Raw genomic sequence first — 24069 nt, 5'->3', positions numbered from 1 at the left:
TTCACGGTGAACCTGCGACAGAAGTAATGAAATCCAGCCAGCGGCGGCCAAGCGGCGGCCAAGCGGCGGCGTTGGACGCTGTTGTTCTTGTCAGGGGCTTGGATGGAAGCGGCGCCGCCCGATCAGCGGTGGCGTACCGGCTTCAACTGCGGATACAGCGGTCGGAAGCCTGCAACTCCGACGGTCCTGGCGAACCCATCAATTGAGAATGATTCTCAGTATAGCTTCAAAGCCGGCGCGGGGAACAGGCGGGGAAAGGGCGCAACCGTCAGTCGAACTCCGTCGCCCACTCCCGATGCACGTGATGCTCGTACATGCGATGGATCTGCTTCGCCGTCGAGCGTCCCGTCGATAGTTCGGGCAGCGCATCGAGCGGATAGAACTCCACGCCGTCAGTTTCGTGACTCAGGCGCGGCTCACCACCGGTGATTTCGCAGATGAAGAACGCCTTCCAGGAGTGGAACAGGTACGGCGGGTGATCGTGCAGGTTGCGGTCGTACACGGCGGCGAGTTTGACGGCGCGCGCCGTGAAGCCGGTCTCCTGTTCGATTTCCTTTTCGATGGCGCGTGACGGCGTGTCGTTGATGTCGGCCCAGCCGCCGGGCAGCGTCCACATCCCGTCGATGGTTTCACGCACCAGCAGCACGCGCTGGTCGCGAAAGATCGCGCCGCGCACGTCCATCTTCGGCGTCGCGTAACCGTCCTCGACGAACCAGGTCTGGCGCAGCTGTTCCGCGGGCAGGCCGGACTCGATCGCAAGCAGGCCCGTCGCGATCTCGACGATCTCGCGATAACGCTCGCGATCGTATTCCTCGTGCGTGAAATGCAGTCCGGACTGCGCCAGCGCCAGCAGGCGGCGGGCGTGATCGAGCGAGGTAGGCATGAGGCCGAGCAAAGCACAGGCGGCCTGCGGCGTAAATACGCTGGCATGACGATCGGCATCCTGCGCGTTACGCTGCGATTCATGAATAGTCCGACGCCCGATCCCGTTCCCGTCCCTTATACCGAACTGTCCGCCGACGCCCTGCGGGGCGTGATCGAATCGTTCGTGCTGCGCGAAGGCACAGACTACGGCGCACACGAATATTCGCTCGAGGAAAAAGTCGCGCATGTGATGCGCCAGCTCGAACGCAGCGAGGCGCGGATTCTCTTCTATCCGGCCACCTCGACGGTCGATGTCGTCGTGGCGGATCGGGGCAAGGAAAAGCAATAGCCGCAAAAAGGCGCAAGGGACACAAATAGGGAAGAGAAAAGATTTCCTTTGAGTCCTCTGCGCCTTTTTGCGGCCATTCTCTTCTATCATCTCCGCGCCCCGCCGATGCGTGATCCATGAGCACTCCTGCTACGACCCCTCAGACCGACACTCGCGGTTTGGCTGCCGCCGCGGGCGCATTCTTCATCTGGGGCCTGCTGCCGCTTTATCTCAAGCTGCTGCACGCCGTGCCGGTGCTGCAGGTCACTGCGCATCGACTGACGTGGGGCTGCCTGTTCGCGCTCGGCTGGCTCGCGTTGCGTGGCGAACTCGGTCATGTACGCGCGGCGCTGGGCAATCCGCGCGTGCTGGTGCGTCTGCTGGCGAGCGCGACGCTGGTCGGCAGCAACTGGGTGATCTACGTCTGGGGCGTCGCCAACGACCGCGTCATCGAAACCAGTCTCGGCTACTTCATCAATCCGCTGGTGAACGTGCTGCTGGGCGTGGTGTTGCTGTCGGAACGCCTGAACCGCGCGCAATGGACCGCTGTCGCCATCGCCGCGGCCGGCGTGATGTACCTGACCTGGAGCGCCGGCCATCCGCCGTGGATCGCACTGGCGCTTGCGATCACGTTCAGCCTGTACGGCTTCGTGCGCAAGGTCGTCCAGGTCGACTCGCTGGCGGGACTGGGCAGCGAAACCCTGCTGCTGCTGCCGCTGGGCCTGGGTTATCTCCTCTGGTGCGAAGCCGCCGGCAGCGGCGTGCTCGCCCATACGAACTGGTTCACCAACCTGCTGCTGGTGTTGAGCGGTCCGATCACGGCGGTTCCGCTGGTGCTGTTTGCCTTCGGCGCGCGGCGCATTCCGTACTCGACGGTCGGATTGCTGCAGTACATCGGCCCGACGCTGCAGTTGCTGCTGGGTGTCTTCATCTTCCACGAACCGTTCTCGGGACCGCGCGTGATCGGTTTCGCGCTGATCTGGTCGGCGCTGGCGATCTACGCGATCGACGGGGTGCGGCGGAGCCGGGGGAACCGGTAGCTGCTCCTCCGCCTGTGGGGCCGGCTTCAGCCGGCCTTTCCGGGAATGTCAGGCTGAAGCCTGACCTACAGGAAGCACAGAGCCGTTGACATGCTCTGCATATTTATGCAGAGTACGCGCGTTTTTATGCAAAGAGCTATTCCGCACCGCTGACCGCCATGGCCGCCGACATCCGCCAATCCGTTTCCCGCCGCGCCGCGATCGTCCGGATCATCCGGGATTCGACCGTGCGCAATCAGGAGGAACTGGTGAAGGCGCTGCACAGGCAGGGCATCGAGGCGACGCAGTCGAGCGTCAGCCGGGACCTGCGTGAACTCGGCGTCGCCAAGGCGGGCGATCACTACATTCTGGCCACGGAAGAACCGCTGCCGTCGAATCATTTCGCCGCGGTCGCCGGCTTCGTCATGGGTGTCCGCACGGCGGGCGACTCGCTCACCGTCGTCAAGACGACCACCGGCACGGCGCAGAGCGTCGCGGTGGCGATCGACAGGTCCGACTGGCCGGAAGTCGTCGGGACGATTTCCGGCGACGACACCATTTTCATCGCAACCGAAGATGCCCGCGCCCAGCGCAAGCTGCGCGAGCGCCTGCGCGAAAACTTCAGGATCTGAACAGCCCCCTCCCTGCCCTCCCCCGCGGAGCGGGGGAGGGGAAGAACCATTCACCGAACAACCGACATCTACGACACGCACCTTCTGCCCCCTCCTCCGCTTGCGGGGGAGGGTTGGGGAGGGGGCCAACGACCACCGAAGCATCATCGACATGACCGACACACTCGCACCCGGCTCCGAACCCATCCTGCTCGCCTTCTCGGGCGGCCTCGATACGTCCTTCCTCGTGCCGTGGCTGAAGGAGAACTACGGCCGGCCGATCATCACGGTGACCGTCGACACCGGCGGCATCGATGCCGACTCAGCGAAGGTGCTGGATCAGCGCGCGCGTGCGCTCGGCGCGCAGGATCACGTGCTCGTCGAAGCCAAGCAGGGTTACTTCGACCAGGTGCTCAAGTACCTGATCATCGGCAACATCAAGCGCGGCCAGATGTATCCGCTGTGCGTCGGCGCCGAGCGCGTCATGCAGGCGCAAACCATCGCGGAGTACGCGCGCAAGATCGGTACGAAAGTCGTGGCGCACGGCTGCACGGCCGCAGGCAATGACCAGGTGCGCTTCGAAGTCGCGCTGCGCACGCTGGCGCCGGAACTGACCATCCTCGCGCCGGTGCGCGACAAGGCATTCAAGCGGCCGGAACAGCTCAAGTATCTCGAAGACCGCAAGCTCACGGTGCCGCCGTACGGCGCTGCGTATTCCGTGAATCGCGGCCTGTGGGGCGTGACGATCGGCGGCAAGGAAACGCTGACCTCCGACGGCAGCATTCCCGATCACGCCTGGGTGCTGTCGAAAGATGCATTTGCGAAGCCGAGCGCGCCGGAGTCGCACAGCATCGGCTTCGAACAGGGCGTGCCCGTCAGTCTCGACGGCGCGAAGCTCGGCGCCGTTGCCGTGATCGAGAAGCTCGAAACCATTGGCGCGAAGTTCGGCATCGGCCGCGGCATTCACCTAGGCGACACCATCATCGGCACCAAGGGCCGCGTGGCGTTCGAAGCGCCGGCCGCCGACGTGCTGATCAGCGCGCATCGCGAATTGGAAAAGCTGGTGATGACCGGCCGCCAGCAGCGCATCAAGGAAATAGTGGCAGGTCCGTATGGCGATCTGGTGCACGAGGGCCAGCATCTCGATCCGGTGTGCCGCGACATCGAGGCGCTGTTCGTGAATTCGCAGGCGCGCGTCACGGGCGAAGTGAAAGTGCTGTATCGCCCGGGCAATGCCTTCGTCGAAGGCGTGACTTCGCCCTACTCCATCATGGCCGCCTCGAAGGGCGTCTATGGCGAAGCGGCCGGCGAATGGACCGCGGCCGATGCGCTGGGCTTCTCGAAGATGGTCGGTCTGCCGGGCATGTTCTGGACCCGCGCCGGCAAGGGCAAGTAGTTCGTTTCTCCCAACCTGACAGGTGCCATCCTGCAATGAAGACAGTCGTCGTCGACAAGATCGCTTCCATCACTCAGGCGCTGAACCTGGGTCATGAACTGCGCGTCGCCACCACGGACATTCCGTGCGAGGAAGGCGTGGTGCTGGTGTGCGAGATCCTCACCAACAAGTCGACGTACAACACGCTCGAGCTGACCAGCGGTCGCATGGCCAAGGTCGCGAAGGGCGATGTCATCGTCGGCGCGCTCGGCCACCGGCAGGCGCTCTTCGGCTATTCCGGCCACCTGCCGGAATCGGTGAAGGAAGGCGACATCATCCAGGTGCTGAACATCGGCGGCGTGCTGGGCCTGTGCGATTCGGCGAATCCGGAGAAGGGCCGGCCGTTCGATGCGAAGGTCATCGGCGTGGTGCTGCAGTTTCCGTATCTGGGCGAGCGCATCGGCGTGCCGGCGCGCGTCGGCTATCGGCGTCTCGATTACAACGTTGCCGTGAATACGCGCAACGTTCCCGTGGTCGCTCTCGCGGGCACCTGCATGGAGGCGGGCAAGACGGCCGCGGCCTGCGCCATCGTCTCGCGCATGCGTCATCGCGGCCTGAACGTCCACGCGTTCAAGGCGACGGGTGTGTCGTTGCGTCGTGACATCCTGGCGATGGAAGACGCCGGCGCTCGGCGCAGCATGATCTTCACGGACCTCGGCGTCGTGACGACGACGGCGAAGACCGGTCCGGCCATCACGCGCGCGCTGCTGACGGAAATGTCGGAAGGCGAGCCGGACGTGATCGTGTTCGAACTCGGCGACGGCATCCTCGGCGCCTATGGCGTCGAAGCGATCCTGTCGTCCGAGGACATCCGCAAATGCCTGACGAGCGTCGTGCTGTCGGCCAACGATCCGGTCGCGGCCTGGGGCGGCGTGAAGCTGCTGCGCGAACAGTTCGGCATCGAGCCGTCGGTCGTCACCGGTCCGGCGACGGACAATGCCGTCGGCGTGAACATCATCCGCGACAAGTTCGGCGTGCCGGCGTTCAACGCCATCACCGATGGCGCGGCGCTGGGCGATCGCGTGATCGAGTCGTTGCAGCTGGCGCCGAAGGCGGCGGTGGCTGCAGCGGAGTAAGTATCGGAGCGCCCCCACCCCAACCCTCCCCCGCTTCGCGGAGGAGGGGATCGGAAACCCCCTCCTCCGCGAAGCGGGGGAGGGTTGGGGTGGGGGCGCTTCCGTGAGCAGAGCGAGCATACGAAATGAGTCAGTCGAAAATTCCAGCCATTGTCCTCGGCGGCACCGGTTACGTGGCCGGCGAACTGCTGCGCCTGATCGCGGCGCATCCGTTCGTCGAAGTGAAGGCGATTCTTTCCGACAGCCAGCCGGGCGAGTCGGTGGCGAAGTCGTTTCCGCATCTCGCGCCGGTGTACGGCGATCTCAAGTTCTCCAGCCTCGATCAGATCAAGGAACTGGTCGGCTCGCTGCCGCAGTCCGCGATCGTCTCCGCAGCGCCGCACGGCGTGGCCGCGGCGCTGATCGATGAGCTGCTGAAAGTCGCCGAAGCGAAAGGCACGAAGCCGCGCGTCATCGATATTTCCGCCGACTATCGCTACACGACGGCCGGCGCCTATGAAGCGGTGTACAAGCATGCGCACGGCGCGCCGTCGCGACTGGCGCAATTCACCTGTGCGGTGCCGGAGCATCTGGACAGGGTGTCGACGCCGCATGTCGCGCATCCCGGCTGCTTCTCCACCGCCGTGCTGCTCGCGAGCGTGCCGCTGCTCAAGCTGGGCCTGGCCGAGCCGCGCCTGTTCGTCAGCGGCATCACCGGCAGCACCGGTTCTGGCCGCACGCCGGTCGCCGGCACGCATCATCCGCAGCGCCAGAGCGATCTGTACGCCTACAACCCGCTGTCGCACCGGCACACGCCGGAAATCACGGCGCTTGCGCAGGCGGCGAGCGATGTCGCTGCCGAGTTCAGCTTCGTGCCGCACTCGGGGCCGTTTGCGCGCGGCATCCACGTCACCGTGCAGGCCACCGCGAAGCGTGCGCTCAAGACGGCGGATGTCGTCGAGAGCCTGAAGCAGTTCTATGCCGGCAAGCCATTCATTCGCGTGAATGCCGAGATGCCGCACATCAAGGATGTCGCGACGAGCAACTACGCCTTCCTGAGCGGCGCGACGAATGGCAGCACCGTCGTCGCCACCTGTGCGATCGACAATCTCACCAAGGGCGCGGCCGGCGGTGCGATGCAGTGGCTGAATCGCGTGTTCGGTTTCGAAGAAACCACTGGCCTTACGACGCCGGCCCCGGGCTGGACCTGAGTACCTACCATGAGCAACGTCGTTCAACTGAGAGATCCGAGACAACCCACAGCGCCGCTGCAGGATCACCTCGCCCCCGTCTTCGCGCAGTTCCCGCTCGAAGTCGTCGACGCGCAGGGCGTGTACCTGCACACGCCCGACGGCCGCAAGGTGCTGGACCTGTATGGCGGTCACGCCGTGGCCGCGCTCGGCTACAACCATCCGCGCTGGGTCGAGGCGCTGACGAATCAGGCGCGCCAGCTCTGCTTCCAGAGCAATGCCGTGCCGCTCGACGTGCGGCGTCGCGCTGCGGCGAAGCTCGCGAAGTTCTGCGGGCTCGGCCTCGACACGATCTTCTTCGTGAACTCGGGCGCGGAAGCGAACGAGAACGCATTGAAGCTCGCCTTCAAGATGACGGGCGGCACGGAAGTGATCGCCGTCGAAGGCTCGTTCCACGGTCGCACGGCCGCGGCCGGCGCCGTGACCTGGGGCGCGGAGAAGAAGTGGTATGGCTTTCCCGGCAAGCCGTTCGACGTGAAGTTCATCAAGCCGACCGAAGCGCACAAGCTCGCGACGCTGGTGAATGACAAGACCGCCGCCGTCATCGTCGAGCCCGTGCAGGGCGTGGCCGGCGCGGTCGACCTGCCGAAGGAATTCCTGCAGGCGCTGCGCACGCGCTGCAGCGAGAACGGCTCGATCCTGATCTTCGACGAAGTGCAGTGCGGCGTCGGTCGCACGGGCTATCCGTTCGCCGCCAATATGGTCGGCATCACGCCGGACATCATCACGACGGCGAAGGCGCTCGGCGCAGGCTTCCCCGTGTCGGCGGTGCTCGTCGCCGATCACGTCGCCGAGTACATGAAGATCGATTCGCTCGGCACGACCTTCGGTGCGGGACCGATGGCATGCGCCGTCGTCGAAGCCGTCATCGACATCATCGAATCGGAGAACCTGCTGGAGAACGTACGCCTGCGTTCGGCGGAGATCCGCGAGAAGTGTGTCGTCGGTCCCGTCGTCGGCACGCAGGGCGCCGGGTTCCTGCTCGGCCTGCGCACCACGCGGCCCGCGAAGGATGTTCAGGCCGAACTGCTGAAGCTCGATATTCTCACTGGCACCAGCGGCGATCCGAACATCGTGCGTATCCTGGCGCCGTTCGTGCTGGGCAGCGAACACGTCGATCAGTTGGCCGACGCCCTCAAGCGCATCGGCAAGTAATCCACCAGAAAAAAGAACTCCAATGAACCGCTTTCTCGACCTGGCCGATTTTCCCCGCGAGCACGTCAAGGACCTGCTCGGTCTCGCCTCACGGCTGCAGCAGCATCCGCAGCCGCAGGCGCTTGCGGGCAAGGTGCTGGGGCTGTTGTTCCTGAATCCGTCGCTGCGCACGCTCGCCTCGTTCCAGAGCGCGATGATGCGACTCGGCGGCACGTCGGTCGTCATCACGCCGGGACAGGGAACCTGGCAGATGGAGACACGCTCCGGCGCGATCATGAACGGCGCGGCCGCCGAACACGTGCGCGAGGCCGTGCCCGTGCTCGCCTCCTATTGCGATGCCATCGGCATCCGCATGTTCGCGGAAGGCCGCAATCTCGGCGCCGACCTCGCCGAGTCCGGCTTCAGGATGATGGCCGACCTGTGCGACAAGCCGCTGGTCAACATGGAATCCGCCGTCAACCATCCCTGCCAGGCGCTCGCCGACTGGCACACGATGGATGAACTGCGCGTCCCCGAGCGCGGCAAGTTCGTGCTGAGCTGGGTTAATCATCCGCGCGCGTTGCCTCTCGCGGTGCCCGCCGCCACCGTGCACATGGCGGCGCAGCGCGGCATGGAAGTGGTGGTGCTGCGCCCCGATGGCTTCGCGCTGCCCGAGCAGATCATGGACAAGGCGCGCGCAGCGGCGAAGGCTTCCGGCGGCGCCGTGCACGAAACCAGCGATCGCAATGAAGCCCTGCAGGGCGCGCACGTCATCTACGCCAAGGAATGGGGCTCGCCGCAGCACTACGGCGATGCCGAAGCCGAGACGCGCCTGCGCGAATACCTGGGCGACTGGTGCATCAAGGAAAGCTGGTTCAAGACCGCGGACCCGAACTGCCACTTCATGCATTGCCTGCCGGTGCGGCGCAACGTCGCCGTCGCCGACGAAGTGCTCGACGGCCCGCGCAGCGTCGTGATCCGCGAAGCGTTCAATCGAATGGTGGTGCAGATGGCGGTGTTGTATCGCCTGCTGCGAGGATGAGGAGCAGGCCACAGGCGACAGCCCGAATCTGACTGGAGCCTGTCGCCTGTAGCCTGTTCTCTGCAGCCCCGTCCGGTATTTCCCAACTACGAGGTTCCCTCCCGTGCTCCGTACCGATCCTTCCGTCGCCGTCCGCGCACTGCGCAGCGCAGCGCCGTACATCCGCATGTACAAGGGCAAGGTGTTCGTCATCAAGGCGAGCGGCGGCGTGTTCGCCGACACGGCCTCGACGCGGACGCTGATCGAACAGGTCGCGATCCTGCACCAGGTGGGCATCCGCGTCGTGCTCGTGCACGGCGGCGGGCCGCAGCTCACGCAGATCCAGGAAACGCTGGGCATCAAGCCGCAGATGATTGCCGGCCGGCGCGTGACCGACGAGAAATCGATCGAAGTCACGAGCATGGTGCTCAACGGGCTGGTGAACACGCAGATCCTCGGCATCTGTCGCGAACTCGACATTGCCGCGGTCGGCGTCAGCGGCGTCGATGCCGGGCTGGTGCGCGCGCACAAGCGTCCGCCGGTGACGGTCGAAGGCAATGTGGTCGACTACGGCTTCGTCGGCGACATCGACCTGATCGATGCGAAAGTGCTGCAGCAGTTGCTCGACGACGGCCTGATGCCGGTCGTGAGCCCGGTGTCGGCGGACGACTCCGGCCAGCTGCTCAACATCAACGCCGACACCGTGGCCGCAGCCATCGGCGCCGCGCTGAAGGCGGAGAAGCTGATGCTCTGCACGGGTGCGCCCGGCATTCTCGAATCGCTGGAAGATTCGCGCTCGATCATTTCCTACACCGACCTCGCCGGTCTCAAACGCCTGAAGGACCAGGGCAGCCTGAAGGACGGCATGCTGCCGAAGGCGAAGGCGATCGAAGATGCGATCCGCGGCGGCGTGCGCCGCGTCCACGTGATTTCGTACAAGTCGCCCGACAGTATCCTGGCCGAAGTCTTCACCAACGAAGGCACCGGCACGCTGGTGGTCGAGAACATCAGCGCGCTGTCGAAAGCCGAGCAGCAGGCAGGAGGATGAGATGGGCGACGGGCGACGGGCGACGGGCGACAGCCGGAAAAAAACAGCGATCTCTTCTTGCCGTGGCCCGTGGCCTGTAGCCCGTAGCCCTCGCGACGGAGTCGCGTCATGAGCCGTCTGTGGGACAAGGGTGCGCCGCTGGACGAACGCGTCCTGCGTTACACCGCCGGCGACGATCATGCGCTGGACAATCGGCTCGTCGCTTACGACGTGCGCGCGTCCATCGCGCACGCCGAGATGCTGAACGCGCAGGGACTGCTGTCGGGCGATGACCTGAAAGCCATCCGCGACGGCCTGAACGCCATCGCCGCGGAGCATGCCCGCGGCGAGTGGCGCGTCGTGCTCGAACACGAGGACGGACAGACGGCGCTCGAAAACCTGCTGACGGCGCGCATCGGCGAAGCCGGCAAGCGCGTGCATCTCGGTCGCTCGCGCAATGACCAGGTACTGACGGCTTTGCGCCTCTACCTGCGCGATGCGATCGACGAATTGCACGGCGGCGTGACTTCAGCCGCAGATGCGCTCGATGAACTGTCGACGCGCGAAGGCGACGTAGCGCTGCCCGGCTACACGCACATGCAGCAGGCGATGCCGAGTTCCGTCGCACTGTGGGCTGGCGGCTTCGCCACGGAATTGCGCGACGATGCGCAAGCGCTGGCCGCCGTGAAACGCCGCGTCCAGAAAAGCCCGCTGGGTTCCGCCGCGGGTTACGGCTCGCCGAATCTGCCCATCGATCGCGAGGACACGCGCAAGCGCCTGGAATTTGAATCCGTGCACGATCCCGTCACCGCGGTGCAGCTCTCGCGCGGCAAGGCCGAAGCGCAGCTGCTGTTCGAGATCGCGCTGGTGATGCAGGACGTCGGTCGGCTGTCGTCCGACCTGATGCTGTTCTACACGCAGGAATTCTCGTTCGTCGAACTGCCGGATGCGTTCACCACCGGCTCGTCGATCATGCCGCAGAAGCGCAACCCGGATGTCTTCGAGCTGATTCGCGGCCGCACGGCCACGGCGCAGGCCTGCCTGTTCGAAGTCATGGGCATCGTCGCGAAACTGCCGTCGGGCTACCAGCGCGACCTGCAACTCATCAAGGTGCCGCTGTTCCGCGGTATCGATCTGTGTCTCGATACGCTGGCGATTCTTCCCGCCGCGCTGGCCGGCGTGCGCTTCCGCCAGGATCGCATCCGGCTCGATCCATCCATTCACGCCGCGGCCGAGGCGAACGAAATGGTGGTGAAGGAAGGCATTCCGTTTCGCGAGGCGTATCGGAGAGTTGGAGACAGGCTGAAGAAGAGGTGATCGCGTGATCACGCAAGGGAAGAGCCGAACCAGTCTTGCCCGATCACTCCATCACCCAGGATCCCCACCATGTCCATCTGGTTCCAACCCGTCACGCTCGATCAGGTCCGCGGCCTCAGCATCGGCATGGCGAAGCACATCGGCATCGAGTTCACCGAAATCGGCGACGACTTCATTCGTGCGCGCATGCCGGTGGACGAGCGCACGCGTCAGCCGTTCGGCATCCTGCACGGCGGCGCCTCCGTAGTACTCGCCGAGACACTCGGCAGCACGGGCGCGGCGCTTGCGATCGATCACGCCCGCTACCGTTGCGTCGGCCAGGAGATCAACGCGAATCACATACGCGCCATCCAGGCAGGCTTCGTCATCGGCACGGCGCGGCCGGTGCATCTCGGCCGTCGCAGTCACGTCTGGGAAATCCGCATCGTCGATGAGCAGGATCGGCTGGTCTGCATTTCGCGCATCACGATGGCGATTCTCGACATCGCATAGCCCACCTTCCGATCTACAGGTGCGGTGCCGTTGGTGGCTATACTGCGGCGATGCGCACCGCTCTTTGTCGATTCGCCCTTCTGTCGCTGCTGACCACCGTGTTGCTGCAGGGCTGCGGCCAGAAAGGCCCGCTGTATCGCCCTGACGAACAGGCGCAGACGGTCGGCGAAGAATCCAGTACGAACGGCAAGAAGAAGTCCGGCCCGACGGTGCCGCCGGCGCCGCAATCCCAGAAAGTCCCGACGCCGACCGAGCCTTCGACGCCGCCCGCGGTGGATCCCGCCCGTCCTGCCGATCCGCCGGGCACCTGACGCATGAACGATCGTCGCAAGCTCGTCCTGGTCGACGGCTCGTCGTACCTGTATCGCGCCTTTCACGCCCTGCCGCCGCTGAGCAATTCGCGCGGCGAACCGACCGGCGCGGTGTTCGGCGTCATCAACATGCTGCAGAAGCTGTTGAAAGAGGAGTCGCCGCAGCTCATCGCCGTCGTCGTCGATGCGCCGGGCCGCACCTTTCGCGACGATCTGTTCGAGGAATACAAGGCGACCCGTCAGCCGATGCCCGACGACCTGCGCGTGCAATTGCAGCCGCTGCTCGATTGTGTGCGGGCGATGGGCCTGCCGCTGCTGCGCATCGAGGGCGTCGAGGCCGATGACGTCATCGGCACGCTGGCGAAACAGGCGTCGGCGCAGGACATCGACGTGCTCATCTCGACGGGCGACAAGGACATGGCGCAGCTCGTCAACGAACGCATCGGGCTCGTGAACACGATGACCGGTTCGCGCCTCGACCGCGCGGGCGTGAAAGCGAAGTTCGATGTGTTCCCGGAACAGATCGCCGACTACCTCGCGCTGGTCGGCGACACCATCGACAACATTCCCGGCGTCCCGAAAGTCGGCCCGAAGACGGCGGCGAAGTGGCTGAACGAATACGGCACGCTCGATGCGCTCGTGAAGGGTGCCAATTCGGTGGCGGGCAAGGTCGGCGAAAGTCTGCGTGCGAGCCTCGGGACACTCGAACTGTCGCGCAAGCTCGCGACGCTGAATTGCGATCTGTCGCTGGAGATGACGCCGGAATCGCTCGTCGCCGGCGAACCCGATCGTGAGAAGTTGCGCGAACTGTTCACGCGCCTGGAATTGCGCTCGCTGCTGCGCAGCCTGGCGGGTGTCGAGCCGGCCGCCGCCGAAGGCGATGCAACGGCGGCGACGCCTGTCGCAGATATTCCGGTGCTGCCGCGACCGCCGCACGATTACGAACTGATCACTTCGTCCGAAGCATTGCGCGACTGGATCGGCAGGCTGCAGGCAGCGGAAGTCGTTTCCATACGCACCGAAACGACCGCGATCGATTACATGACGGCGGAGATCGTCGGTGTCGCCTTCGCCGTCGAACCGGGTCGGGCCGCGTATGTGCCCGTCGGTCACGACTACGCTGGCGTGCCAGCGCAGTTATCGCCGACCGAAGTGCTGCAGGCATTGCGGCCGCTGCTGGAAAATCCGTCGCTCGCCAAGCTCGGCCACAATCTCAAGTACGAAGCGCACGTCCTGAAACGCCACGGCATCGAGTTGCGCGGCATGCGTTTCGATTCGATGCTCGAATCGTACGTCTGGAACAGCACGGCGACGCGTCACGATCTCGATGCGGTCGCGCGCAAGTATCTCGGCATCGACCTGATCGAATACGAATCGCTCACCGGCAAGGGCGCGAAGCAGATCAGCTTCAGCCAGGTCGCGCTGGAACAGGCGCGGGACTACGCCGGCGAGGCAGCCGACATCGCGCTGCAGTTGCACCGTCATCTGTGGGAAAAGATCGCCGGTGTTCCGGAACTGCAGCGACTCTACGAGACCATCGAGCAGCCGCTGGTCGACGTGCTCGTACGCGCGGAGCATGCGGGCGTGATGATCGACGGCGCGCAGCTGCGGCAGCAGAGCCAGGAACTCGCGCAGCGCATGCATGAAATCGAAGCGCAGGCGCATGCCGCCGGCGGCGGACCCTTCTCGCTCGAATCGCCGAAGCAGTTGCAGGAAGTGCTGTTCGGCAAGCTCGGTCTGCCGGTGCTGGCCAAGACGCCGACGGGACAGCCCTCGACAGCGGAAGCCGTGCTCGAAGAACTGGCGGCGAGCTACGAGCTGCCGAAGCTCATCATGGATTACCGCGCGTTCGCGAAACTGAAGTCGACCTACACCGACAAGCTGCCGCTGCAGATCAATCGCACGACGGGTCGCGTGCACACCTCGTATCAGCAGGCCGTTGCGGCCACGGGACGGTTGTCGTCGCAGGAACCGAATCTGCAGAACATTCCGATCCGTTCGCAGGAAGGCCGGCGCATCCGCCAGGCGTTCATTGCGCCGCCCGGCTACTGCATCGTCGCCGCCGACTATTCGCAGATCGAGCTGCGCATCATGGCGCACCTGTCGACGGACGCAGGTCTGCTGGCGGCGTTCGCCGACGATCGCGACATTCATCAGGCGACGGCGGCGGAAGTGTTCGGCAAGCCGCTCGCCGAAGTCACCGCGAACGAACGGCGCTCGGCCAAGGCGATCAACTTCGGCCTGATCTACGGCATGTCGGCCTTCGGCCTCGCGAAACAGCTCGGCATCGCGCGCGGCGAGGCGCAGAAATATGTCGATCTGTACTTCGAACGCTATCCCGGCGTGCGGCGCTACATGGAGGAGACGCGACAACTCGCCCGCACTCGCGGCTACGTGGAAACGGTGTTCGGGCGCCGGCTGTATCTCAACGATATCACCTCGCGCAATGCCGCCCTGCGTCAGGGCGCCGAGCGCGCCGCCATCAACGCGCCGATGCAGGGCACGGCGGCGGACATCATCAAGCGCGCGATGATCGCGGTGGACCGCTGGCTGATCGAATCGCGCATCGACGCGCGACTGATCATGCAGGTTCACGACGAACTGGTGTTCGAAGTGCGCGAGGCGCAGACGGACGAACTCATGACGCAGGTCCGGGCCCTGATGAGCGCTGCCGCCGAGTTGCGCGTCCCGCTCAAGGTGGACGCCGGCACCGGCCGCAACTGGGACGAAGCCCACTGACTGTCGCCAATCGCGGGCAGTTGGTCCGGCCCGCGCACCCCATGCAACCCTTTCATCCCGCCGCGCATTGAAGGCGCGAGCGTCTTTTGACTACATCACCACACGGAGAGATCACATGCGCAAGTCGGTTCTATTGGCGGCGGCTCTGTTTGGCCCGGCACTCCTGACGGGGATGGGCGCCCGGGCGGCCGACAATGGCTTCTATCTGGGCGCCGGCGTCGGTCAGGCCAACGTGGATGTCGATGCCATCGGCGTCGACGGCGATGACACCGGCTTCAAGGCCATCGCCGGATTCCGGCCGCTCGATTTCTTTGCCGTCGAACTGAATTACATCGATTTCGGCAGCGTCGAGGACAGAGGCGCGAAGGTCGATGCCGACGCGATCGCTGCATTTGCCGTCGGTTTCCTGCCGGTCGGACCGGTCGATCTGTACGCCAAGGCGGGGCTGGCCGACTCGGACGCTTCAGCGCGCATTGGCGCCCTGCGCGCCGACAGCGACGGCACCGACTTCGCCTACGGCGTCGGCGTCCAGTTCCGGTTCCTCAGCCTGAGCGCCCGCCTCGAGTACGAGAAGTTCGATCTCGATGACGTCGACGATCTCAACCTGCTGACCCTGGGGCTGACTTACACCTTCCTTTGATCGCTTCGGACCGGGCGGACCATGCGCCCGTCCGGCCCATTCATTGCGCCAAATCGTTGCGCAACGGCAACAAACGCCCTTTCGCCGCGGCGAAAACCGAGGCTTTTCTGTGGCCCTGCCCGCACGACTAAGCATCTGAAATGCTGACGGTTTCTTAATTTCTTCGAGCCGAATTGCGCGTGGAACTTTCACGTGCCCGAGGCGTCTGAACAATCGAGCGTCGGCCAGGACGCTCCTGTTCGCTGACCTCCCTGAGCGAACAGTTGGCCCGGTCCATCCCCATGCCGGGTAACAACTACCCCGATGGCTCTGCCATCGGGGTTCTTTTTTTCCGCGGTCAGTTTTCCAGCGCCCCCAGCACCCAGCCGCGCGCCTGATCGAGGCCGAGCTTCGTCACGGCCGAAAACAACTGCGCGCTGGCCACCCCCGCCGCCTCGGCCTCGACGGCTTTCAGCGTTCGCGCCGCCTCGCTGCGGCTGAGCTTGTCCGACTTCGTGAGGAGCAAATGGGTCGGCAGGGCGCGCTCGCTGCTCCACGCCAGCATCTGGCGATCGAAATCCGTCATGCCGCGACGCGAGTCCATGACGACCACCAGGCCGGCGAGCGACTGGCGTTTTTCCACGTACCGGCTCAGCAGTTCGCGCCAGTGGCGCTGCATTTCCGCGGGCACCTTCGCGTAGCCATAGCCGGGCAGGTCTGCGAGACGATGACCGTTGCCCAGTCCGAAAAAATTGATGAGCTGGGTGCGACCGGGTGTCTTGCTGGTCCGTGCCAGATCCTTGCGACCAGTGATGGCGTTCAGGGCGCTCGACTTGCCCGCGTTCGATCGCCCGACAAAGGCCAGCTCGCGACCGGTTTCCTCCGGGGGAAACTGACGCGGCTGCCAGGCACTCAGCAGGAATCGTGATTCAGGGAATTGCGGCATGGCTTATTTCGCGGCGGACGGCTTCGCGGACAATGGCGGCGCCGCGTTGGCCGCAGCGGACGGTAGTGTACAATTCCGCGCCTTTTAAGCCTCGGCGCGCGTGCCTGGCCGCCGCGCCCTCCAAATAAATGGTCCTGGAGTCTGACTGATGAAGTTTCAGCCGATCGTTCTGCTGTCTGCGCTGTGCCTGAGCACCTCTGCGTTTGGCGAAGGTTCCGCCGAAGCGGGCCAGGCAAAGTCCGCGACCTGCGTGGCCTGCCACGGCGTCGACGGCAACAGCGTCAATCCCGAATGGCCGTCGATCGCCGGTCAGCACAGCGAGTACATCGTCAAGCAGCTCAAGGCATTCAAGTCCGGCGCGCGCCAGAACGTGCTGATGAGCCCGATGGCCGCCGGCCTGTCGGAAGCGGACATCGACGATCTCGCGGCGTACTACTCTTCGCAGACCGCGAACGGTGGTGAGGCCGACGCCAGCAAGGTGTCGCTCGGCCAGCGTCTGTATCGCGGCGGCGATGCGGAGAAAGGCATTGCCGCCTGCGGCGCGTGCCATGGCCCGTCGGGTCACGGCAACCCGACTGCGCAGTACCCCTCGATCCGCGGCCAGCACGCCACGTACGTCGAAGCGCAGCTGAAGGCGTATCGCAGCGGAACCCGGCAGACGGATCAGAATCAGATGATGCGCGGCGTCACCCAGTCGATGACCGATGACCAGATCGCCGCGGTCGCTGCCTACGTGCAGGGCCTGCGCTGATTCATCCGCTCTGAGAGGGTTTACCGTGAAACGACCTGGCGCCTCATCTGCTGCCCTGTTGATGCTCGTGCTGCTCGCCGCCTGCAGCAGCAAACAGGAACCGGCGCCGAGCGGGCAGCCTGCAGCGTCCGCTCCTGCTGCGGCCCAGGCACCCGCAGAGAGTGCTGCGCCCTCGGAACCGTCTGCCGCCGAACCCGCGACCGAAACCACTGCCACCGAGACACCGACCGAAACGATCAGCGAGACGGATGATGGCGGTCAGGAAACCATCGCCGCCAACACGCCCTCGACCACGCAGCCTTCGCTGCGACTGGGCGGTCCGGCAGCAACGCCGCCGACATCGTCGCAATTCAGGGAAGGGTCGAACTACAGCAGGCTCGTGCCCGCACAGCCGACCAGCGTGCCGCCGGGCAAGGTCGAGGTCGTCGAAGTGTTCTGGTACGGCTGCGGCCATTGCTTCGCGCTGGATCCGGCGATCGAATCCTGGCGCGGCAAGGGCAAGCCGGGGTACGTCGAATTCGTGCGCGTCCCGGCCATGTGGAACGACACCACCCGCATGCACGCACGGCTTTACTACACCGCCGAACTGCTGGGCAAACTCGAAGCGCTGCACACGCCGATCTTCCGCGAGATCAACGTCGGCGGAAACCAGCTCAACACGGTCGACAAGATCACTGCCTTCTTTCGCGAACACGGTGTCGGCAGCGACGAATTCCAGAAGGCGTTCTCGTCGTTCTCCGTGGAAAGCAAGTTGCAGCGTGCGGACTTCCTCAATCGCCGCTATCGCATCGAATCCGTGCCGACCGTCATCGTCAACGGCAAGTACAAGACCGACGTGGGCATGGCCGGCGGCGAGCCGCAACTGTTCTCGCTGATCGGCGAACTCGCCGCCTCCGAACACGGCGGCTGACGGGCGATTCCCACGGACGGGAAGCGCGCGCCGCGCGTAGACTGACGGACATGTCTGCGGCTTCCAGGTCCGTGCCCTCATGCTGAAAGTCTTCGCCTCCGGCCCGCAGGGATTGACCAGCCTCGACGCGTCGGCCCAGGCGATCGTTCCGGCGGACGTCGTCTGGATCGATCTGCTCGAGCCGACGATCGAAGAAGAAAAATCGGTCGAATCGCTGCTCGCGGTGGACGTGCCCACCCGCGAAGAAATGAAGGAGATCGAGACCTCCAATCGTCTCTACGAAGACAACGGCGCGCTGTACATGACGGCCACGGTGGCCGCGAAGCTCGACACCGCACGCCCCGAGATCGCCGCGGTGACGTTCATCCTCGCCAAGGGCCGGCTGATCACGAACCGCTACATCGATACCAAGCCGTTCCAGCAGTTCATCGCCTACGCGGAGAAGCATCCGAATTCCTGCCAGTCCGCGGTGGCCATCCTCGCCGGACTCATCGAAGCCTTCATCGAACGCATCGCCGACATCCTGGAACGCGTCGGCAACAATCTCGACCAGGTCTCCAGCACGATATTCGTCATCAACGGCCAGGGCAGCACGCCGAAAAGCAGCGATCTGCGCGGACTGATCGAACGCATCGGCTTCAACGGCGAGCTGAACTCGAAGGCGCGCGAAAGTCTCGTCAGTCTCGGGCGTCTCGTGATGTTCGTGCAGCAGACCGGCATGCTGGAAATGACGCAGGAACAGCGCGGCCGCTTCCGCTCGATCAGCCGCGACGTCACGTCGCTGTCGGATCATGCGAGCTTCCTCGGCTCGAAGGTGTCGTTCCTGCTCGAAGCGACGCTCGGCCTGATCAACGTCGAACAGAACAACATCATCAAGATCTTCTCGGTCGCCGCGGTGATGTTCATGCCGCCGACGCTGATCGCCAGCATCTACGGCATGAACTTCCATCTGCTGCCGAACCTGCCCGGCGACTACAGCAATTTCTTTTTCTCCCTCGGCCTGATGCTTGCGTCGATGGGAGTCACGTACGCGCTGTTCAAACGAAAAGGATGGTTGTAAGCACCATGTCCCATCCCATCACCAGCATGGCCCTCTTCTGCGATTTCGAGAACATCGCGCTCGGCGTGCGCGATGCGAAGTACGCCAAGTTCGATATCGATCGCGTGCTCGAACGGCTGCTGCTGAAGGGCAGCATCGTGGTGAAGAAGGCGTACTGCGACTGGGAACGCTATAAGGAATTCAAGGCGCCGATGCACGAGGCCTCGTTCGAACTGATCGAGATTCCGCACGTACGCATGTCGGGCAAGAACTCCGCCGACATCCGCATGGTCGTCGACGCACTCGACCTGTGCTACACCAAGGAACACGTCGACACCTTCGTCATCATCAGCGGCGACTCGGACTTCTCGCCGCTGGTGAGCAAGCTGCGCGAGAACAACAAGACCGTGATCGGCGTCGGCGTGAAGAGTTCGACGTCGGACCTGCTGATCGCGAACTGCGACGAGTTCATCTACTACGACGATCTCGTGCGCCAGAACGAAAAGAAGAAGCAGCAGCGCGCCCGGCGCAAGACCTCGCCCAAGCAGCAGGCCACCGCCGAAGCGGCGCCGAAGGAACAGCCCAAGGCCGAAAAGACCGAAGAGGATCGCCGCCAGGAAGCCTTCGACCTGGTGCTCGATACCATCGAGGCGCTGGCCAGCGAACGCGATCAGGACGAGAAGATCTGGGGCTCGATGGTCAAGCAGACCCTGAAGCGCCGCAATCCCGGCTTCAACGAAACCTACTTCGGCTTCCGCACCTTCAGCGATCTGCTGGAGGACGCGCAGAAACATCGCCTGCTGGATCTGGAGCTGGATCAGAAGTCCGGCGGCTACATCATCAAGCGTCTGAGCGAGTGATCGCGCTCAGCGCTTCAGTTCCAGGTCATTGATCATCGCGAGATGATCCGATCCCAGCGACGGACCGGCGGATAAGTCCAGCACGCGCCAGTGATCGCTGGCGAGACAGTGATCGATGCGGATGCCGGCCGGCGCGAACCACGACGGCCAGCTCGGCACGAATCCGTGACCGCGGGCGCAATCGGTCAGACCGGACCCCGCCATCGCCTCGCGAAATACCGGCGACCACGGCGTGATGTTGAAATCGCCGCCGATCAGCAGCGGCCCCTCGGTCGCGCGCGCAAGCGTGATCAGTTCGCGCAGCTCCGCATTGCGCAGACGCGTGTTGCGCGCGCCCATCGGCCAGTGCAGATGCGCGCCGATGAGCGTGATCGGTTGACCGTTCCAGTCGATCACCGTCTTCGCGACCTGCGCACCCTGCGGCACCAGTTCGATCCGCTCGCTGCTGCGGATCGGCCAGCGACTGAAGATCGCCACGTCGGATTCGGCATTCAGATCGGCGTAGACGTGCGGGTATTGCGGCAGCACGGCCGCGAGCTGCTGCACGTCCTGCGGCGAATCGATTTCCTGGAAGGCGATCACATCGGCGCTGGCTTTCTGCAGCCACTGGCCCGCGCTCGCGAAGTCGTCGTTGTGGAAGTAGCGATTGAACGTGACGAAGCGGAATCCGCCCGTCGCGGCCTGCGCTTCCTGCGAGGGCCAGCCGGTGTAACCGAGAATGCTGATCGCCATCGCCGCGGCAGCGGCCAGCACGAACGCGGCGCTGCGCAGATGCCGCAGCATGAACAGGCCCAGGCCACAGACCACAAGTACTACCGTGTACTGGACGCGGAAATGCGCAAACAGATCCAGCACCCAGAAGTGCCTGCCGAACAGACCCAGCCCGAACGCGAGCAGCACGCCGGCCACGATCAGCGCGATGAGCTGCGTCGCAGCCGTGGACGGTCGCGGGTGGCGTGGCCGAGGGATATTCACGAAGAACGGGCCGTTCGATGAGAAGGGAACGGCTTATAGCTCGGCGACCCGCCAGTCGCCAGCGACAGAAGGGCAGTTTCTAGCTCGCCAGCTCCGAGGCGAAGACCGCACCTTCGTCGCGCCAGCGCGGTGCCCTGCTGCGGCCGTAGTACAGCTCGAGCCGGCGGACACCCTTCACGCGGCGCGTCGACTGGCGCACTTCACGCAGCAGGCGCAACAGCAGATGTTCATCGGCAAATATTCCGCCGCTGGCATATTCCGCCGCGATGCTCAGATGCAGGACCGTGATGTGTTCGAGGTCGGGACGGATATGGACCGTCACGCCGACCGGCTTGCCCGTGTCCTTCTCCACGGCGAGCAGGCATTGCGCATCCGGCATGCGCGCGATCGACAGACGCAGCCGGTCCGGCGCGTCCGCCACGATTTCGGGCGCACCGAACATTTCGACCGCGTCGGCAATCCCGGCGGCGACGCGTTCCTGGCACGAATTGAAGAAAACGAGCCTCTCCAGCGCTCCGCGCTGTTTGGCGACGACGTGGGAGCGGAATTCTATTTCGTGATTCATGCCTGCCCCGACGGTGAGGAATCCCCAACCCCGGCCGATCATGAACGCGCCGCGGGTCGCTTGTCGAGCAGCTTCGCGACCTCCCGCCGGGCGTAACTCCTTGCAGCCACAACAAAAATCAGCACATGTTGCCAAAAGAGGACATCGCTGGTGGCGCACTAAGTCCCGGTCCGAAAAACGCAATTTCGACATCGGCCGCAGGCTGGCGACAGCGATGTCGCGGCGATGTCACGTCCAGAGTGGCCCGCCGGCCCACGGTTTTCGCGTCGTCTGGCACCGACAGCGGGCCGAAAACTTTGAACTGGCGCAACTTCCCGATCTTCAAAAACGGGAACTGGTTCGAGCGTCGGGATTCGCCTTATTGTCATATACACGCACAGCTTGCCCGCCGCTGGCCTCGCGTTCGGCATTTCACGGCCGTTTGCATGGGTGCGGCAGGCTCTTGGCGTATGTCAGCGTAACGCTGCGCTCGACGCCGGAAACTCAAGGTCACAGGGGAATCGTCAATGGGCATCCTAGATCTCGGCCGATACAAGGGAATCGTCTTCGCGATCACCGGCTTCCTGATCGCGTTCATCGCCATCCTGGCGTTGAACCACGGCATGGCCGGCCGCTTCGCCGACAACGTCGCGGGTGTGAAATTCCTGTCCAGCCTGCAGTCGCAGCCGGCGGAAATCCAGGCGAATGCCGCTGCGATCAGCGCGCGCCTCGCGAACGGCGAGAAGGTGGACGAGGCCATCGAAGCCCTGCGTACCACCGCCACCTCGTTCGACCACGCCATCATCGGACTCGGCGGCGGCATGGTCTCCGACAGTTCAGGCTCCACCCTCAGCGTGCCGGCGCTCGACTCCGAGCAGGCGCGCACGCTGGTCGCCGACGGCAAGAAGGTGTGGGAAGGCTACAAGGCCAAGCTCGATCCGGTGCTGCGCTTCTCCGGTTCTCCCTATGCCGCTGAGGCAGCGGCGCCCGCGCCGGCCCCGACACCTGCCGGCAAGAACGCCGCGCCTGCGCCGGTCGTCGAGAAGGAACCCGGCGTGCAGCTCAGCCCGCGCGGCCGTCGCCTGAGCAGCGCGCTGGAAGAACTCAACACGTATGCCGCCGCATCGCAGGCTCCGCTCACGCGCGTGGCCAATGAACTCGCGCAGCAGGTCGAAACCGAAAGCAACGGCAAAGCGAGCGTACTGCGCATCATCCAGATCGTCGGTCTGGTCGGTGCCCTCGCACTGCTCGGCATGCTGTTCTTCTACTTCGCGCGCAACCTGCGCAAGGAAGAAATGGTGTCCCTGCGCGCCCGCAAGGAAACCGCGGACATTCTGCGCACGGTGAACGAAGGTCTGTTCCTGCTCGACAAGGACCTGAAGCTGGGCAGCGAACGTTCGATGGCGCTGAACACAATCTTCCGCCGCGAAGACTTCACCAACCTGTCCTTCGACAATCTGCTCAAGGACATCGTGCCGGAAAAGACGCTCAAGACCGCGATGGACTACGTCGCGCTGCTGTGGGGCGAGCGCGTCAACGAAAAGCTGGTCAAGACCATCAATCCGCTGAACGAAGTCGAAGTGCACTTCGACAATCCGGCCGGCGGCTTCGACACGCACTACCTCGAATTCGATTTCAACCGCGTGAAATCCGAAGGCTCGCTGTCCCACCTGCTGGTGACGGTGAACGACGTGACCAAGCGCGTGATGCTGTCGCGCGAACTGCAGGAGTCGCAGGAAAAGGCACAGGCCCAGCTCGATCTGCTGCTGCGCATCCTGCACGTCGAACCGGACAGCCTCACCGGCTTCCTCACCGACGCCGATGTGTCGCTGAAGATGGTGAACTCGATCCTCAAGGAACCGGCGCGCGAAGAGTCGGCGTTCCGCGCCAAGATCGACGGCATCTACCGCCAGGTCCACGCGGTCAAGGGCGAAGCCGCGGCGCTCGGCCTCAAGACCGTCGAACAGCGCGCGCATGCCTTCGAAGAATCGCTCAGCGATCTGAAGGGTCGGCCGACGCTGTCGGGCAGCGACTTCCTGCCGCTGGTCGTGAAGCTCGACGATCTGTTCAACCACCTCGCGCAGGTTCGCGAAATGCTCGGCCGACTCGTTGACCTGCACCACGCCATCGCGTCGCGTCGCGCCGCGGGCGGCACGGTCGAAGCCGCGAAGGTCGATCAATGGCTGGCCGGCAAGCACGACCAGACCATGCAGATGCAGGCGCTGTCGCAGCAGCCGCAGGCCGAAGCCGAAGGCGCCGGCGGTCTCGAACGCACGCTGGAAGATCTCGCCGCGAAAGTCGCCTCGTCGCATTCCAAGCAGGTCACGGTGAAGTGCACCGGCCTCGCCGAAGTCCCCGAGGCTTATCGTCGTGCGGTCAAGGACATCACGATCCAGCTCGTGCGCAATGCCGTGGTACACGGCATCGAGTCGCCGGAAGATCGCGCCAAGGCGCAGAAATCGGCAACGGGTTTCCTCGGCGTCGAATTCACGCAGCGCGGCAACGAAGGTTTCGAACTCGTCGTGCAGGATGACGGTCGCGGCCTGCAGCTCGATCGCATCAAGGAGGTCGCGGTGGAACGCGGCCTCATCACGCCGGCGCAGGCGGCGATGCTCGATCCGCGTCAGACCATGGCGCTGATCTTCCGCCCGGGCTTCTCCACGGCCGATCGCGTCACGACCGATGCGGGCCGCGGCGCCGGCATGGATCTGGTGCGCATCCTCGTCGCCGAACTCGGCGGTCGCGTCGGTCTCGCCTCGGCGGGCGGACGCTTCTCGAAGTTCAAGATCTGGCTGCCGGCCTCGGCGCGCGCAGCCGCATAA

23 protein-coding genes are annotated in these 24069 nt (G+C 64.6%); 19 read left to right on the top strand and 4 right to left on the bottom strand.

All coding sequences use genetic code 11. The annotated features are described in order from the left end of the window. Positions 1–268: 268 nt before the first annotated feature. Positions 269–883, bottom strand: a complete 615-nt coding sequence (locus V7D81_RS03305; protein ID WP_324314462.1) for an NUDIX hydrolase — start codon at positions 881–883, stop codon at positions 269–271. A gap of 81 nt (positions 884–964) precedes the next feature. Between V7D81_RS03305 and V7D81_RS03300 the strand changes: the two genes are divergently transcribed. From V7D81_RS03300 to V7D81_RS03235, 14 genes are all read left to right on the top strand, one after another. Further along, positions 965–1213: a YheU family protein gene (locus V7D81_RS03300; protein ID WP_324314460.1), complete on the top strand. Its 249-nt coding sequence runs from the start codon at positions 965–967 to the stop codon at positions 1211–1213. A 158-nt stretch (positions 1214–1371) separates the two neighbouring features. Then, positions 1372–2232, top strand: a complete 861-nt coding sequence (gene rarD, locus V7D81_RS03295; protein ID WP_324314459.1) for an EamA family transporter RarD — start codon at positions 1372–1374, stop codon at positions 2230–2232. Between the two features lie 158 nt (positions 2233–2390). After that, entirely contained in the window at positions 2391–2843 is a 453-nt protein-coding gene (locus tag V7D81_RS03290; RefSeq protein ID WP_324314457.1) for an arginine repressor, read from the top strand. 151 nt (positions 2844–2994) lie between these two features. Continuing rightward, positions 2995–4218 carry an argininosuccinate synthase gene (argG, locus tag V7D81_RS03285; protein WP_324314455.1) on the top strand — a complete coding sequence of 408 codons (1224 nt, stop codon included), beginning with the start codon at positions 2995–2997 and terminating at the stop codon, positions 4216–4218. Between the two features lie 35 nt (positions 4219–4253). Continuing rightward, a complete protein-coding gene (locus tag V7D81_RS03280; protein ID WP_324314453.1) occupies positions 4254–5333 on the top strand; it encodes a hypothetical protein in 1080 nt (359 codons plus the stop codon). A gap of 125 nt (positions 5334–5458) precedes the next feature. Beyond that, complete coding sequence (gene argC / locus V7D81_RS03275; RefSeq protein ID WP_324314452.1) at positions 5459–6523, top strand: N-acetyl-gamma-glutamyl-phosphate reductase; 1065 nt, start codon at positions 5459–5461, stop codon at positions 6521–6523. Between the two features lie 9 nt (positions 6524–6532). Next, positions 6533–7717, top strand: coding sequence for an aspartate aminotransferase family protein (locus V7D81_RS03270; protein WP_324314451.1), 1185 nt, complete (start codon positions 6533–6535; stop codon positions 7715–7717). A 22-nt stretch (positions 7718–7739) separates the two neighbouring features. Further along, positions 7740–8738: an N-acetylornithine carbamoyltransferase gene (locus V7D81_RS03265; protein WP_324314450.1), complete on the top strand. Its 999-nt coding sequence runs from the start codon at positions 7740–7742 to the stop codon at positions 8736–8738. 103 nt (positions 8739–8841) lie between these two features. Next, positions 8842–9765: an acetylglutamate kinase gene (argB, locus tag V7D81_RS03260; RefSeq protein ID WP_324314449.1), complete on the top strand. Its 924-nt coding sequence runs from the start codon at positions 8842–8844 to the stop codon at positions 9763–9765. A 108-nt stretch (positions 9766–9873) separates the two neighbouring features. Continuing rightward, entirely contained in the window at positions 9874–11061 is a 1188-nt protein-coding gene (gene argH, locus V7D81_RS03255; RefSeq protein ID WP_324314448.1) for an argininosuccinate lyase, read from the top strand. Between the two features lie 69 nt (positions 11062–11130). After that, positions 11131–11553, top strand: coding sequence for a hotdog fold thioesterase (locus V7D81_RS03250; RefSeq protein WP_324314446.1), 423 nt, complete (start codon positions 11131–11133; stop codon positions 11551–11553). 50 nt (positions 11554–11603) lie between these two features. Beyond that, positions 11604–11864, top strand: a complete 261-nt coding sequence (gene lptM, locus V7D81_RS03245) for an LPS translocon maturation chaperone LptM (protein WP_324314444.1) — start codon at positions 11604–11606, stop codon at positions 11862–11864. Between the two features lie 3 nt (positions 11865–11867). Further along, on the top strand, positions 11868–14603 hold the full coding sequence (polA, locus tag V7D81_RS03240) for a DNA polymerase I (RefSeq protein WP_324314442.1): 2736 nt from the start codon (positions 11868–11870) through the stop codon (positions 14601–14603). Positions 14604–14718: 115 nt separating this feature from the next. Then, positions 14719–15243, top strand: a complete 525-nt coding sequence (locus V7D81_RS03235; RefSeq protein WP_324314441.1) for an outer membrane beta-barrel protein — start codon at positions 14719–14721, stop codon at positions 15241–15243. 337 nt (positions 15244–15580) lie between these two features. Here the strand turns inward: V7D81_RS03235 and yihA are convergent, their stop codons facing one another. After that, entirely contained in the window at positions 15581–16168 is a 588-nt protein-coding gene (gene yihA / locus V7D81_RS03230; protein WP_324314439.1) for a ribosome biogenesis GTP-binding protein YihA/YsxC, read from the bottom strand. Positions 16169–16316: 148 nt separating this feature from the next. Here yihA and V7D81_RS03225 point away from each other — a divergent pair, with 148 nt between their 5' ends. The 4 genes from V7D81_RS03225 to V7D81_RS03210 all read left to right on the top strand — a co-directional run bounded on the left by V7D81_RS03225 (position 16317) and on the right by V7D81_RS03210 (position 19728). Beyond that, positions 16317–16919: a c-type cytochrome gene (locus tag V7D81_RS03225; protein WP_324314438.1), complete on the top strand. Its 603-nt coding sequence runs from the start codon at positions 16317–16319 to the stop codon at positions 16917–16919. 25 nt (positions 16920–16944) lie between these two features. Then, a complete protein-coding gene (locus V7D81_RS03220) occupies positions 16945–17829 on the top strand; it encodes a thiol:disulfide interchange protein DsbA/DsbL (protein WP_324314437.1) in 885 nt (294 codons plus the stop codon). A gap of 79 nt (positions 17830–17908) precedes the next feature. Next, positions 17909–18889, top strand: a complete 981-nt coding sequence (locus tag V7D81_RS03215; RefSeq protein ID WP_324314435.1) for a magnesium transporter CorA family protein — start codon at positions 17909–17911, stop codon at positions 18887–18889. A gap of 5 nt (positions 18890–18894) precedes the next feature. Further along, positions 18895–19728, top strand: coding sequence for an NYN domain-containing protein (locus tag V7D81_RS03210; RefSeq protein WP_324314434.1), 834 nt, complete (start codon positions 18895–18897; stop codon positions 19726–19728). Between the two features lie 6 nt (positions 19729–19734). Here V7D81_RS03210 and V7D81_RS03205 read toward each other — a convergent pair whose 3' ends face one another. Both V7D81_RS03205 and V7D81_RS03200 read right to left on the bottom strand, forming a co-directional pair. Then, positions 19735–20703, bottom strand: coding sequence for an endonuclease/exonuclease/phosphatase family protein (locus tag V7D81_RS03205; RefSeq protein WP_324314433.1), 969 nt, complete (start codon positions 20701–20703; stop codon positions 19735–19737). 79 nt (positions 20704–20782) lie between these two features. Then, a complete protein-coding gene (locus V7D81_RS03200) occupies positions 20783–21268 on the bottom strand; it encodes a hypothetical protein (protein WP_324314431.1) in 486 nt (161 codons plus the stop codon). A 506-nt stretch (positions 21269–21774) separates the two neighbouring features. On the opposite strand from V7D81_RS03200, the gene V7D81_RS03195 reads away from it, so the two are divergent. Further along, on the top strand, positions 21775–24069 hold the full coding sequence (locus V7D81_RS03195; RefSeq protein WP_324314430.1) for an ATP-binding protein: 2295 nt from the start codon (positions 21775–21777) through the stop codon (positions 24067–24069).

The sequence above is a fragment of the Povalibacter sp. genome (assembly GCF_036735925.1).
In the GTDB taxonomy this organism is placed as follows: domain Bacteria; phylum Pseudomonadota; class Gammaproteobacteria; order Steroidobacterales; family Steroidobacteraceae; genus Steroidobacter.
This window is presented reverse-complemented; position numbering and strand designations above follow the sequence as displayed.